The sequence below is a fragment of the Mesorhizobium sp. M0587 genome, assembly GCF_040320945.1.
Taxonomy (GTDB): Bacteria; Pseudomonadota; Alphaproteobacteria; order Rhizobiales; family Rhizobiaceae; genus Mesorhizobium.
Genome location: NZ_JAMYQP010000023.1, coordinates 88,057 through 102,151, shown reverse-complemented (window position 1 = coordinate 102,151; position 14,095 = coordinate 88,057). Strand labels below are relative to the sequence as shown.

The window sequence follows — 14,095 nt, the reverse complement described above, 5'->3', positions numbered from 1 at the left end:
AGATGCAGCGTCGCCTCGAAATCGTGCGATGAGCGCAGGCCGGGCTCGGCACCGAGGAAAAGGATGCGCTCACCCTTTCGCGGCAGAGGAAGAGCCTCGGCCTCGAATGGATGGAAAAGCGTCTTCATCGCCTCGGCGGACATGCTTGTGCTCCATAAACGAAAGCGGGCGCGACATAAGCCGCGCCCGCTTCGATTTTTCTATCTGGTCGCTCAGGCGGCGTCTTCTTCGCCTTCAGCCTTCTTATCGCGAACGATCTCCTTGCCGGTGGCCTGGTCGACGACCTTCATCGACAGGCGGACCTTGCCGCGCTCGTCGAAGCCCATCAGCTTGACCCAGACCTTGTCGCCTTCCTTGACGACGTCCGAGGTCTTGGCGACCCGGTCGTTGGCAAGCTGCGAGATGTGGACGAGGCCGTCGCGCGGGCCGAAGAAGTTGACGAAAGCGCCGAAGTCGGCGGTCTTGACGACCGTGCCCTCGTAGATCTCGCCGACTTCCGGCTCGGCAACGATGGTGTGGATCCACTTCTTCGCCGCCTCGATCTCCTTGGCGTTCGACGAAGCGATCTTGACCGTGCCGTCGTCCTCGATGTTGATCTTGGCGCCGGTCTTCTCGACGATTTCGCGGATGACCTTGCCGCCAGAACCGATGACGTCGCGAATCTTGTCGGTCGGGATGTGCATGACCTCGATGCGCGGCGCGAATTCGCCGAGCTCGGCACGCGCGCCGGTGAGCGCGTGGGCCATTTCGCCGAGAATATGCTGACGACCGTCCTTGGCCTGGTCGAGAGCGATCTTCATGATCTCCTCGGTGATGCCCTCGATCTTGATGTCCATCTGCAGGGAGGTGATGCCATTGGCGGTGCCGGCGACCTTGAAGTCCATGTCGCCGAGGTGATCCTCGTCGCCAAGGATGTCGGAGAGCACGGCGAAGCGCTCACCTTCCTTGATCAGGCCCATGGCGATGCCGGCCACGGGCTTGGCCAGCGGCACGCCGGCATCCATCAGCGCCAGCGAGGTGCCGCAGACGGTGGCCATCGACGAAGAGCCGTTGGACTCGGTGATCTCCGAGACGACGCGCAGCGTGTAGGGGAACTGGTCAGATGTCGGCAGCATCGGACGGATGGCGCGCCAGGCGAGCTTGCCGTGGCCGATTTCGCGGCGACCCGGCGAACCCATGCGGCCGGTCTCACCGACGGAGTAGGGAGGGAAGTTGTAGTGAAGGAGGAACTTCTCCTTGTACATGCCGGTCAGCGAATCGACATACTGCTCGTCCTCGCCGGTGCCGAGCGTGGCGACGACCAGCGCCTGCGTCTCGCCGCGGGTGAACAGCGCCGAACCGTGGGTGCGCGGCAGGACGCCGACTTCGGAAACGATCTTGCGGACCGTCTTCAGGTCGCGGCCATCGATGCGCGAGCCGGTATCGAGAATGTTCCAGCGCACGACCTTGGCCTGGAGCTCCTTGAACACGCTGCCGATCTGCTCAGACGTATACTTGGCCTCTTCGCCTTCGGCCGGAGCGAATGCGGCCTTGACCTTCGCCTTGACGGCGTCGACGGCACCATAGCGCTTCTGCTTGTCGGTGATCTTGTAGGCTTCGCGAAGTTCGTCGCCGACGATCTTCAGCATCTCGCCTTCGAGCGCCGAATAGTCCGGCGCGGTGAAATCGCGCGGGTCCTTGGCGGCGACCTCGGCCAGCTTGATGATCGCCTCGATCACCGGCTGGAAGCCCCTGTGGCCGAACATGACGGCGCCGAGCATCAGGTCTTCGCCAAGCTCCTTGGCTTCGGACTCGACCATCAGCACGGCGTCGGTGGTGCCGGCGACGATGAGGTCGAGCTTGGATTCCTGCATCTCGTCGACATGCGGGTTGAGCACATATTCGCCGTTGATGTAGCCGACGCGTGCGCCGCCGATCGGGCCCATGAAGGGAACGCCCGACAGCGTCAGGGCAGCCGAAGTGGCGACGATCGACAGGATGTCGGGATCATTCTCGAGATCGTGCTGGACGACGGTGACGACGATCTGCGTGTCATTCTTGTAGCCGTCGGCGAAGAGCGGACGGATCGGGCGGTCGATGAGGCGGGAAACCAGTGTTTCCTTTTCGCTCGGACGGCCCTCACGCTTGAAGTAGCCGCCCGGGATCTTGCCGGCGGCATAGGTCTTTTCCTGATAGTTGACGGTCAGCGGAAAGAAATCGAGGCCGGGCTTGGGCTCCTTCATCGAGACGACGGTGGCGAGAACCTTGGTTTCGCCATAGGTCGCGAGCACCGCGCCGTCGGCCTGGCGCGCGATCTTGCCGGTTTCGAGGATGAGCGGACGACCGCCCCATTCGATTTCCACTTTGTGGTGATTGAACATGTCTTATCCTTTGTATGAGGAAGGGCCGCGCCGTTTCAGCGTGCGCGGGTGCCCTTTCCTCTGGCTTCCTTTCTCGGGCAGCCACGGGCAAGACAACGGGAAGCTCGGGTTCCATCGGCACTGTGGCCTGCGAGCGTCCTGCAATCCTGCCCCATGACCGTCCATGGGTGGCTTCGAGTGGCCCTCTGCACGCTCGAAGCCGGTATGGCCAGTCGATCGACTGGCCTGCGCATGACCCCGAAAACCACGGCTTGCGGAACGCATCATGCGCAAATTCAACTTTTGGAGCGTCCGTCCGGCATCCAGATGGGTGCGCGGCGCTCCAGTCCTGCATTCGAGATCGGGTTAATCCGGTGCTCGAATGCGCGACCGGCGGACTCCCTGAGAGAGCCCGCCGGTCAATTCGTCAACGGCGCAGACCGAGCTTCTCGATCAGTGTCTGATAGCGCGCGTCGTCCTTGCGCTTGAGATAATCAAGCAGGCTGCGGCGCTGGGAGACGAGAGCGAGCAGACCACGGCGGGAATGGTTATCCTTCTTGTGGTCCTTGAAATGGTCGGTCAGGTTCTTGATGCGCTCGGAAAGGATGGCCACCTGGACTTCCGGAGACCCGGTATCGCCCTTGGCGGTTGCGAATTCACCCATCAATTCCTGTTTGCGTTCGGCAGTAATCGACATCGTGTTTTTCCTTATCTGTTCGAGGAAACGGGTCGCCCACAGCCGGGATGTCGTCCAGCAGGGGCCGTGCAAGCAAAGCGTCGTAGCGCTAAGCTGCGGCGCATATAGTGCAATTCCCGACAAAACACCAGCCCAATTCACAAGCCGGCTTTTGAGGCCGAAATGGCAAGTTTTGCCCCTGTCAAAGCCATTTCTTCCATTTGAAGAACGCAATCAACCCGACCGCGACGACACCCATGAACAGGAGCGACAAGGGATAGCCGTAGTAGGCTTTCAACTCGGGCATGTTCCATGGCGACGACCCGGGATCGAAATTCATGCCCCAGACACCGACCAGAAAGGTAAGCGGCATGAAGATGACCGAGACGATGGTGAGATAGCTGATGACGTCGTTGGTGCGCGCCTGGCTCAGCGACAGATGCATTTCGATCAGGCCGGTCAGCATGTCGCGCTGGGTCTCTACGAGCTCGATGAGCCTGAGCGAATGATCGAGTGTGTCGTTGAGGAAGACCTTGGTCTCGGCCCTCACATAGGAGACGTCGTTGCGGATAAGCGTCGCCAGCGCATCGCGCATCGGCCACAGCACCCCCTTGAGCACATTGGCATCACGCCGCAATTCGTGCAGTTGCCGCATCTGGTGCTTGTGCGGCGAATACAGCATCTGGTCCTCGATACTGTCGACCACCTCGCCCGCCGCCTCGATCGGCGGAAAATAGCTGTCGACGATCGCGTCGATCAGCGCGTAGGCGAGATAGTCGGCGCCGCGAGCCCGCAACCGGTTGGGCGCCGAGCTCTCGATGCGCTTGCGCACGGGATCGAATGGATCGCCTTCACGCTCCTGGAAAGTGACGACGAAGTTCTCGCCCAGGAAGAGCGCGATCTGTTCGTAGCGATGCGACGTGACATCGTCGATCATGCGCAGGACGACGAAGGCATGATCCTCGAAGAAATCCACCTTCGGACGCTGACCCGTATTGACGACGTCCTCCAGCGCCAGCGGATGCAGGCTGAAGATGCGGCCGATCTCCTCGATCAGCGAAATGTTGGCGAGGCCGGTGCAATCGAGCCAGATCACCGGCCATTTTCCGCAATTGGCCATGACATCGTCGATGCTTGCATTTTCGACGGTCTTGAATTTCTGCGGCGAGATCAGGGTCAGCCGCAGTTCCGAGCGCCGCGCCGCCGGGTCGGCGATCAACGTGCCGGGCGACGCACCGACCGGCGGCCGCCGCGTTTTCAACGGCGCCCGCTTCTTGATCGTCTCAGCCTTTGCCATGCAGCCCTCTGATGCGACGTCCGACAGACATTAGATGAGAGGCATCATCCGGCAAAGACCCGCTTGGGCTTGAACATACCTTGCTCGATCGCGCCGATGGCCACCAGCTTGCCGCGGGCCGTGGCACAGGCCTCTTCGGCTTCGACAGGCGCATCCCGGCCACGGATGATCACCGGATTGCCGAGGCGGATCTTCGTCGCCGCGTCATCGCTGATGGCGATCTGCGGCAGGCAATCGAGCGCCGCCGATGTATCGACCAGAAGCGCATCGATGGCACCGAAGTCGATCGGCACTTCTATCGCGTCGGCGTCGGCCGTTTCCGGCTTGTCTTCACTTTCCGGCCTATCTTCACCTTGCACGCCGAAGCGGGCGGCTTCCAGTTCGGCGATGGTGACGAAATCTTCGGGCGTGAACGGCTCGACCTCGACCCGGCGCAGGTCGGAAACATGGCCGAAGCACCCGAGGTCGCGGCCCATGTCGCGGGCCAGCGAGCGCACATAGGTGCCCTTGCCGCATTCGACCTCGAAAACGGTGTGGTCGACGCTGTGCTCGACGATATCGAGGCGGCCGATCTCGACCTCGCGCGCCGGAATGTCGACCGTCGCGCCGTCACGGGCGAGATCATAGGCGCGCTCGCCGGCGATTTTGATAGCCGAGAATTGCGGCGGCGTCTGCATGATGACGCCGGTGTATTTCGGCAGCAGCGCCTCGACCTCGGCCTGCGACGGACGCTTGTCGGAGGTCTTCGTCACCGGGCCCTCGAGATCGTCGGTCGAGCGCTCCTGCCCCCAGGCCACGGTGAAGCGATAGATCTTGGCGCCGTCCTGCACATAGGGCACGGTCTTGGTGGCTTCGCCGAGCGCGATTGGCAACATGCCGGAAGCCAGCGGGTCCAGCGTGCCGGCATGCCCCGCCTTTTCCGCCTGGAACAGCCATTTGATCTTGGATACGGCCTCGGTGGAACCCATGCCGACCGGCTTGTCCAGCACCACCCAACCGGAGACCGGCCGGCCCTTCTTCTTGCGCGACGCGCCATTATTCGCTGTCCTTCTCGTCGTCCGCATCGAGGTCACGCGCTACTTCGGGCGACTTCAGGAGATCGTTTATCCTGGCGAAATTGTCGAAGGAGGTATCCAGCCGGAAGCGGAATTCCGGCATATACTTCATCTGCCGCAACGCACCGGAGACGCGCCCGCGGATGAATTTCGCATGCTTGTTCAGAGCCTCCACCACCGCGCCGGCATCACTGGCGCCGAGCGGCGAGACGAAGGCGGTGGCGATCTTCAGGTCGGGCGACATGCGCACTTCCGAGACCGACACGACGGCATTCTCGATCAGCGGATCGATGATCTCGCCGCGCTGCAAGGTCTCGGAGAGCGCATGGCGCACCTGCTCGCCGACGCGCAGCATGCGCTGGGATGGGCTCGATGTCGTGGAACGGGGCATTTTTCTCAATCCTGAAAGCGTGAGGCGCGGGATAGGACCGTGCCGCATGTCTCAACGGGTCATTCTCAATAGCACGGGGGCGGCGGCCTTTCGACCGCCGCCCGATACGGTCGGAATACTCGAACTCAGAGCGTCCGGGTCACCATCTCGACGCGGAAGCACTCGATGACGTCGCCGACGCGCATGTCCTCGTAGTTCTGGAAGGCCATGCCGCACTCCTGGCCGCCCGGGACCTCCGAAACCTCATCCTTGAAGCGCTTCAGCGTCTTCAGCGTGCCTTCGTGGATGACGACGTTGTCGCGGATCAGGCGAACACCGGCGCCGCGCTCGACCTTGCCTTCGGTGACACGGCAGCCGGCGATCTTGCCGACCTTGGTGATGTCGAAGATCTCGAGGATCTGGGCATTGCCGATGAAGGTCTCGCGACGCTCCGGCGAAAGCAGCCCGGAGAGCGCCGCCTTCACGTCATCCACGAGGTTGTAGATGATCGAGTAGTAGCGGATCTCGATGCCCGCGGCCGCGGCCGCGGCACGTGCCTGCACGTTGGCGCGGACGTTGAACCCGATGATCGCCGCGCCGGAAGTTTCCGCCAGCGAGACATCGCTTTCGGTGATGGCGCCGGCGCCGGCATGAACGATGCGCGCACGCACTTCGTCGGTGCCGAGCTTGTCGAGAGCGGCATTGATGGCCTCGATCGAACCTTGCACGTCGCCCTTGATGACCAGCGGGAATTCCTTCAGCCCGCTCGTCTGCAATTGCGACATCATCTGTTCGAGCGAACCGCGCTGGCCGGCATGCCTGGCGACTGCCTTCTCACGCGCCAGACGCTGGCGATACTCGGTGATCTCGCGGGCGCGGGCCTCGTTGTTGACGACGGCGAAGCGGTCGCCGGCCTGCGGCGTGCCCTGAAGGCCGAGCACCTCGACCGGCATGGCCGGCGGCGCTTCCTTGATCTGCTCGCCACGATCATTGACTAGCGCGCGCACCCGGCCCCATTCGTTGCCGGCGACGAGAATGTCGCCCGGCATCAGCGTGCCGGTCTGGACCAGCACGGTGGCGACGGGGCCACGGCCCTTGTCGAGCTGCGCCTCGATGACGACACCCTCGGCGGTACGATCCGGATTTGCCTTGAGGTCGAGGATTTCGGCCTGCAGAAGGATCGCCTCGAGCAGCTTGTCGAGATTGGTGCCCTTGGTCGCCGACACTTCGACGTCCAGCACCTCACCGCCCATGGATTCGACGAAGACCTCATGGCGCAGCAGCTCGGAGCGCACCTTCTGCGGATCGGCATCATGCTTGTCGATCTTGTTGATCGCAACGATGATGGGGACGCCGGCAGCCTTGGCGTGGCTGATCGATTCGATCGTCTGCGGCATGACGCTGTCGTCGGCCGCCACCACCAGAATGGCGATGTCGGTGGCCTGAGCGCCGCGAGCGCGCATCGCCGTGAAGGCGGCGTGGCCGGGCGTATCGATGAAGGTGATCTTCTGACCATTCTTCTCGACCTGGTAGGCACCGATATGCTGGGTGATGCCGCCGGCTTCGCCGGAGACGACATTGGCATTGCGGATCGCATCGAGCAGCGAGGTCTTGCCGTGGTCGACATGGCCCATGATGGTCACCACGGGCGGACGCGACACCAGGTCTTCCGGACGGTCGGCGATGTTGAACAGGCCTTCCTCGATGTCGGACTCGGCGACGCGGCGGACCGTGTGGCCGAATTCGGTGGCCACCAGTTCGGCCGTATCGGCGTCGATGACGTCGCCCGGCTTCAGGATCTGGCCCTGCTTCATGAAGAACTTGACCACATCGACCGCACGCTCGGACATGCGCTGCGCCAGTTCCTGGATGGTGATGGTCTCGGGCAGGATCACTTCACGCATGACCTTCTCGCGCGGCTCATTGTGCATCGCGCGCTTGAATTTCTCCTGGCGGCGACGCATCGACGACAGCGAACGGGCCCGCGCATCCTCGTCGGAAAGCGCGGAATTCAGCGTCAGCTTGCCACGGCGACGATCTTCCTCGCCCTTGGTCGGCTTGGCCGGGCGCGCCACTTCGGGCGTGACCGGACGACGCACCGGCGCACCGGCGCCAGCCCGCTTCGGCTTGGCCTCTTCTTCCTCATCGGCAGTCGCCAGTTCCGCGGCCTGCGGCGCGCGGCGGCGTGCCTCTTCCTCGGCGCGGCGGCGGGATTCGGCCTCGGTCTGCAACCGCGCCTCTTCCTCTGCCTGGCGGCGCGCGGATTCCTCGCGCTCGCGCTTGCGGCGCTCTTCATCCTCGGCGCGGCGCTTGGCCTCTTCGGCGGCGCGCTGGCGGTCCTCGACCTCGCGAACTTTGGAGCCTTCGAGCGCCCTGCGGCGCGCCTCCATTTCGCTGCGCGACAGTTCGTTCAGCACCATGCCGCTGCGCTCGACCGGGGGCGGCGGAGGCGGAGGCGGCGCCTTGGGCGCTTCCTGCACGACGGGTGCCGCGACGACAGCCGGCTTCGGGGTGAATACCGGCGCGGCCGCCGGCTCCGGCTTGTCGCCGGGCAGCGAGAACTTGCGCTTCTTGGTCTCGACCACGACCGACTTGGTACGGCCATGCGAGAAGTTCTGGCGCACGGTGCCCTGTTCCATGCCGGGGCGCTTCAGCGTCAAGGTCTTCTTCGGCGTAACACTCAACGTCTTGTCGTCGCCCGATTTCGTATCGCTCATTCCATATCCTCTGCGGACTCATCTTCGTCAGCAACGGCCGCAAGCATTGCCAAATCGTCCGGGGTACCGCCCCGATACCGGTCGAGCGCAACCATGCGCTTCTGGACCGCCTTACCCGCGTCTCCCGCGAGGACGGCAGCATGTATCACATTTGTACCCCCCAATGCCAAGCTCAACTCGGCCTCGGGGAAAAGTTTGTAGGCAAGGATGGAAGGGCCGCCAATATGGACGGTCGCCCGCCGCGCCTGGCTGATCTTGCGCACACCATCGTCGGACGCTTCTATCGCGTGGAGCACGAAAAGTGCCAGTCCGCCACGCACCGCACTCTCGACCTTGGTGGCACCCAGCGCGATCGCGCCGGCCTTGCGGGCAAGACCCAGCATGCCCAGCGCGGATCGGGAAAGCAGTCCGTCGACCATGCCGCCAAGATCGGGCGGCACGACCACCTGTGCCTTGAAGGCGCGGGCAAAAAGGTTTTTGGCCGCCGCCTTGTCGATATGTAGGCGGTCGGCACTCACCCAGCAACCGCGGCCAGGCAGATTTCTCTTGAGATCGGGAACGACGGCCGAATCCGGACCGACGACGAACCGGATCAGTTCATCCGGTTCGGCCTGTCTGCGGGTGACGATGCAGGTGCGATCGTTCATCTCGTCCAAGGGCGGGTTCTGTGCGATGCGGTTTCACCTCACGCACCAACGGCTTCGTCGGCCGATGCTTCTTCGGCTGCAAGCTCGTCTTCGGTGATCCAGCCAGCTTTGAGGCGGGCAGCCAGAACCATCTGCTCGGCATCGGCGCGCGTCACGCCATGGCTGGCGAGAACACCCGGATACACCTTGGTCTCGCCGTCCTTGCGTTCCTTCCAGCCGGTGAGGTCGTCGGCCGCGTAGCCGGCGAAATCCTCGATCGTCTTGACGCCGTCCTCGCCGAGCGTCACCAGCATGGCGGTGGTGATGCCGGGGATTTCGCGCAATTCGTCCTTGACGCCCAGCGCCTTGCGCTTCTCGTCGTGCTCGGCCTCGATCTTCTCCAGATATTCGCGGGCGCGGGTCTGGATCTCGGAAGCGGTGTCCTCGTCGAAGCCGTCGATCGAGGCGATCTCGCCGGAATCGACGTAAGCGACTTCCTCGACGCTGGTGAAGCCTTCCGAGGCCAGCACCTGGCCGACCATTTCGTCGACGTCGAGAGCTTCCATGAACAGCGACGAGCGCTCGACGAATTCCTTCTGGCGGCGTTCGGATTCCTCGGCCTCGGTCAGGATGTCGATATCCCAGCCGGTGAGCTGCGAGGCAAGCCGCACGTTCTGGCCGCGGCGGCCGATGGCCAGCGACAGCTGATCGTCGGGAACCACCACCTCGATGCGCTCGGCATCCTCGTCGAGCACCACCTTGGCGACTTCGGCCGGCTGCAGCGCGTTGACGATGAAGGATGCGGCCGAGGGCGACCAGGGAATGATATCGATCTTCTCGCCCTGCAACTCTCCTACGACCGCCTGGACGCGGCTGCCGCGCATACCGACGCAGGCGCCGACCGGATCGATCGAACTGTCACGCGAGATGACGGCGATCTTGGCGCGCGAGCCGGGGTCGCGGGCGACCGACTTGATTTCGATGATGCCGTCATAGATTTCCGGCACTTCCATGGTGAAGAGCTTGGCCATGAACTGCGGATGGGTACGCGACAGGAATATCTGCGGGCCGCGCTGCTCGCGGCGCACGTCGTAGACATAGGCACGGACGCGGTCGCCATATTTGTAGTTCTCGCGCGGGATCAGCTCGTCGCGGCGGATGATCGCCTCGCCACGGCCGAGATCGACGATGACGTTGCCATATTCGACGCGCTTGACGGTGCCGTTGACGATCTCGCCGATGCGGTCCTTGTATTCGTCATACTGGCGGTCGCGCTCGGCCTCGCGCACCTTCTGCACGATGACCTGCTTGGCCGACTGGGCGGCGATGCGGCCGAAATCCATCGGCGGCAGCTGTTCGGCGATGAAGTCGCCGAGCTGGGCGTCGGGATTGCGCTCGCGCGCCGAGGAGATGGCGATCTGGGTGGCGTAGTCGTCGACCTTCTCGACCACTTCCATCAGCCGCTGCAGCTTCATCTCACCGGTGTTCGGGTTGATGTCGGCGCGAATGTTGGTCTCCTGGCCGTAACGCGAGCGCGCCGCCTTTTGGATCGCGTCGGCCATGGCGGCGATGACGATCGACTTGTCGATCGACTTTTCGCGCGCGACCGCGTCGGCAATCTGCAGCAGTTCAAGTCTGTTGGCGCTTACAACCATGTTTTTTCTCCCGAGCCTGTTTGCCGGACTTTGCGCCCGGCAGCTCAATCAACTTTCCTGTTCGCGTTCTTCCGTGGCGTCCTCGGACATCTCGTCCTCCGGTTCGCCGCGGCGTTTTTTGGCTTCCTTGCGCGCCCTGTTGTCCTTCGACAACGCGTCGCGGATGAGATCGTCGGTCAGGACCAGGCGCGCCTCGGAGATCGCATCGTAAGGCACGCGCACCGTCGGCTCCTCGCCATAGGCCGCCTTGTCGCGCTCGATCAGCACGTCATTTTCACCGGCTTCGGCGATCTTGCCCTTGAACCGCTTGCGGTCGGCGACGATGATCGACGTTTCGATCTTCACCAGATGACCCGTCCAGGTCACGAAATCCGACTTGCGGACCAGCGGCCGGTCGATGCCGGCCGACGAGACTTCAAGATGATACGCCTTTTCGATCGGATCATCGACATCGAGCGCCGGCGACACGGCACGGCTTACCTCTTCGCAATCCTCGACGGTCATGGTGCCGTCCTCGCGCTCGGCCATGATCTGCAGCGTCAGCCCGTTCTGGCCGGACAGATGCACCCGCACAAGGCGAAAACCGATGCCGCGCAGAACCGGTTGGACGATCAGCGCGATACGCGCATCGATGCCGCTTTCGCGGATGATGCGGTCGTCGCCTTCGCTTGCCGTTGCCGTCATTTAATCCCTGTCGCTCTATCCGAAGCTATCGGCAGGTAATAAAAAAGAGCGGGACCGGGTGGACCCACTCTTCGTCATACCGACCAAGAATTTGAGGCTGATATAGACGAACACGGCCGGTGTTTCAAGCCCGCCGTGTTCAACCGGACAAAAGCGGCGCGCGTCGGGGTTGCGCCGGATGCATGGCGCCCATGCGGCGGCCGCCCTTGTTGGCGCCCGCAGAGCGCGCCATCTATGTTGCGCTGCACAAAGACGATAGCGCGTCACCGCACGCGAAAGGACACGACAATGACCAGCCGCAAGGTTTTTTCCGCCATAGGCGATCTCTTCACCACGTTCGGCAGCGCGGTTGCCGCATCTCGGGCCGTGGAAGCCGGCCGCAAGCCGCGCGCGCACGACCTGCGCAAGCTCGGCATGGATCCGGCTGTCTTCGACAAGATCGGCCGCTTCTAAAACCAGCGGGCGGATGACGCTCGATCCGGCTCCGGCAGCCGCCGGAGACGGAGCAATGGCCGCTTACGTCCTGACGAAGGTAAGATAGGCCGGCCGCCGGCCTTCGCGAATGGCCTTCGCCTCGTAGCGGGTGCCTGGCCAGCCCTCGTAAGGGCGGTGCCAGTCGGCAGCCTCGGTGGCTTGCCACGCAAAGGCGCCATGCGCCCGGCAATGCAGCAAGGTCCAGTTCACATAGGTGTCGATATCGGACGCGAAGCGGAATTTTGACCCCGGCTTCAGGACGCGCGCGAAGCGGTCGAGATTGACCGGGCTGACGAAACGCCGCTTCCAATGCTTCTTTTTCGGCCAGGGGTCCGGATAGAGAAGATCGATGCCATCGAGCGAGGCCGGCGGCAGCCAGTCGAGCAATTGGGTGGCGTCGTCGTCATAGACCCTCAGATTGGGCAGCGGTCTCTGCCGTACCGCCATCATCATCTTGGCCATGCCGTTGACGAAGGGTTCGACGCCGATAAAGCCGACCACTGGCGCCTCGGTGGCGCGATGCAGAAGATGCTCGCCGCCGCCAAAGCCGATCTCGAGGCGAACAGCCGAAACCTCTGTTTCGAACAGGGTGCGCAGATCCGACGGCGCTTCAGCCGACAGGTCGAGCCGGTAGGCGCCGAGACCGCTTTCCAGCGCCGCGGCCTGCTGTGGGCGAACGGGCTTGCCGCGCCGACGGCCGAAGAAGGCTTCGGTCGCACGGCTTGGCCTGTCGGCGGAGCTCATCTGAAGACGCAGGTGCTGTCGCCGCCTTCAGGCCGCGACAGCATCCTTGAGCGCCTTGGCGAGATCGGTCTTTTCCCAGGAGAAAGACCCGTCACGGCCAGCCTTGCGGCCGAAATGGCCGTAGGACGATGTCTTGGCGTAGATCGGCTTGTTGAGATCGAGATGCCGCCGGATGCCGGACGGCGACAAATCCATCACGGTGCGCAACGCGTCCTCGAGCTTTGCTTCATCGACCTTGCCGGTGCCGTGCAGGTCGACATAGACGGACAGCGGCTGGGCGACGCCGATGGCGTAGGAAAGCTGGATGGTGCAACGGTCGGCGAGTTTCGCCGCCACGACGTTCTTGGCCAGATAGCGCGCCGCATAGGCGGCCGAACGATCGACCTTGGTGGTGTCCTTGCCCGAGAAAGCACCGCCACCATGGGGCGCCGCGCCGCCATAGGTGTCGACGATGATCTTGCGGCCGGTCAGCCCGGCGTCGCCATCGGGCCCGCCGATGACGAACTTGCCGGTCGGATTGATGTACCACATGCAGTCGTCTGCGATCTTGAGGTCGCCAAGCGCCTCGCGGATGTAGGGTTCGACGACCTTGCGGACCTTCTTCGAATCCCAGCTCGCATCGAGATGCTGTGTCGACAGCACGATCTGCGTCGCCTCGGCGGCCTTGCCGTCGATGTAGCGAACGGTGACCTGGCTCTTGGCGTCAGGCCCGAGCTTGCTCGCCTCGCCATTGCCTTCGTGGCGGGCGGTAGCCAGGAGTTCGAGGATCTTATGGCTGTAATAGATCGGCGCCGGCATCAGGTCCGGCGTCTCGCGGCAGGCATAGCCGAACATGATGCCCTGGTCGCCGGCACCTTCCTCGCCCTGGCGGTCGGCGGCATTGTCGACGCCCTGGCCGATATCGGGCGACTGGCCGTGCAACAGCACTTCGATCTTGGCCGTCTTCCAGTGGAAGCCCGCCTGTTCGTAGCCGATCTCGCGGATCGCCTTGCGGGCGACGGATTTGAACTTCGCCGGGTTGACGACAGAGTGCCCGGCAGCGTCCTTGAGGACGTTGCCGGCCTTGTCCTTCTTCAGCAAGGTATCGGGCACGCGCACCTCGCCAGCGATGACGACGCGGTTGGTGGTCGCGAGCGTCTCGCAGGCGACACGGACCTTCCACGGGTCCATGCCGGTCTTCTTGGCTTCGCGATAGACCAGATCCACGATCTCGTCGGAAATCCGGTCACAAACTTTGTCGGGATGGCCCTCGGCAACGGATTCCGAGGTAAAGAAGTAGTTCTGCCGCGTCACGGGTGTCCCCTCTTGAAAAACGATCGGCAGGCTGCCGATTTGGCGCGCCACGTGTTAGCGGGGCAAAGCGCCGCTCGTCAAGCGTTGCCGCCATTCTGGCATGAACGTCGATACTGATATCTTGTGCCACCAGCGGCCGGGCACCGCTGGGTTGAAGCGAACCGT

12 protein-coding genes and 1 pseudogene are annotated in these 14,095 nt (G+C 63.4%); 1 reads left to right on the top strand and 12 read right to left on the bottom strand.

The features are described from left to right. The 10 genes and pseudogenes from NKI49_RS20720 to rimP all read right to left on the bottom strand — a co-directional run. A pseudogene (locus tag NKI49_RS20720) lies at positions 1-143 on the bottom strand (methyltransferase); the annotation flags it as partial. 69 nt (positions 144-212) lie between these two features. After that, the gene (gene pnp / locus NKI49_RS20715; RefSeq protein ID WP_027026605.1) at positions 213-2,360 is read right to left on the bottom strand and encodes a polyribonucleotide nucleotidyltransferase; all 2,148 of its coding nucleotides are present in this window, start codon (positions 2,358-2,360) and stop codon (positions 213-215) included. Between the two features lie 406 nt (positions 2,361-2,766). Next, positions 2,767-3,108 carry a 30S ribosomal protein S15 gene (rpsO, locus tag NKI49_RS20710; protein ID WP_318013458.1) on the bottom strand — a complete coding sequence of 114 codons (342 nt, stop codon included), beginning with the start codon at positions 3,106-3,108 and terminating at the stop codon, positions 2,767-2,769. A 109-nt stretch (positions 3,109-3,217) separates the two neighbouring features. Continuing rightward, complete coding sequence (corA, locus tag NKI49_RS20705; RefSeq protein WP_352604768.1) at positions 3,218-4,312, bottom strand: magnesium/cobalt transporter CorA; 1,095 nt, start codon at positions 4,310-4,312, stop codon at positions 3,218-3,220. Between the two features lie 44 nt (positions 4,313-4,356). Beyond that, positions 4,357-5,376, bottom strand: coding sequence for a tRNA pseudouridine(55) synthase TruB (truB, locus tag NKI49_RS20700; RefSeq protein WP_352695745.1), 1,020 nt, complete (start codon positions 5,374-5,376; stop codon positions 4,357-4,359). Continuing rightward, on the bottom strand, positions 5,348-5,758 hold the full coding sequence (gene rbfA, locus NKI49_RS20695; RefSeq protein ID WP_352604772.1) for a 30S ribosome-binding factor RbfA: 411 nt from the start codon (positions 5,756-5,758) through the stop codon (positions 5,348-5,350). The genes truB and rbfA overlap by 29 nt, the downstream gene beginning before the upstream one ends. Before the next feature lie 125 nt (positions 5,759-5,883). Continuing rightward, positions 5,884-8,454 carry a translation initiation factor IF-2 gene (infB, locus tag NKI49_RS20690; protein ID WP_352604774.1) on the bottom strand — a complete coding sequence of 857 codons (2,571 nt, stop codon included), beginning with the start codon at positions 8,452-8,454 and terminating at the stop codon, positions 5,884-5,886. Continuing rightward, positions 8,451-9,101, bottom strand: a complete 651-nt coding sequence (locus NKI49_RS20685; RefSeq protein ID WP_027026610.1) for an RNA-binding protein — start codon at positions 9,099-9,101, stop codon at positions 8,451-8,453. Before NKI49_RS20685 ends, infB begins: the two co-directional genes overlap by 4 nt. Before the next feature lie 38 nt (positions 9,102-9,139). Continuing rightward, positions 9,140-10,735, bottom strand: a complete 1,596-nt coding sequence (gene nusA, locus NKI49_RS20680; RefSeq protein WP_027026611.1) for a transcription termination factor NusA — start codon at positions 10,733-10,735, stop codon at positions 9,140-9,142. 48 nt (positions 10,736-10,783) lie between these two features. Continuing rightward, a complete protein-coding gene (gene rimP, locus NKI49_RS20675) occupies positions 10,784-11,419 on the bottom strand; it encodes a ribosome maturation factor RimP (protein WP_352604777.1) in 636 nt (211 codons plus the stop codon). Between the two features lie 288 nt (positions 11,420-11,707). Between rimP and NKI49_RS20670 the strand changes: the two genes are divergently transcribed. Beyond that, positions 11,708-11,872, top strand: a complete 165-nt coding sequence (locus NKI49_RS20670; protein WP_352604779.1) for a hypothetical protein — start codon at positions 11,708-11,710, stop codon at positions 11,870-11,872. 63 nt (positions 11,873-11,935) lie between these two features. On the opposite strand, the gene trmB is transcribed toward NKI49_RS20670, so the two are convergent. Then, on the bottom strand, positions 11,936-12,637 hold the full coding sequence (gene trmB, locus NKI49_RS20665) for a tRNA (guanine(46)-N(7))-methyltransferase TrmB (RefSeq protein ID WP_352604781.1): 702 nt from the start codon (positions 12,635-12,637) through the stop codon (positions 11,936-11,938). 27 nt (positions 12,638-12,664) lie between these two features. After that, positions 12,665-13,930, bottom strand: coding sequence for a methionine adenosyltransferase (metK, locus tag NKI49_RS20660; protein WP_352604783.1), 1,266 nt, complete (start codon positions 13,928-13,930; stop codon positions 12,665-12,667). Positions 13,931-14,095 lie beyond the last annotated feature (165 nt).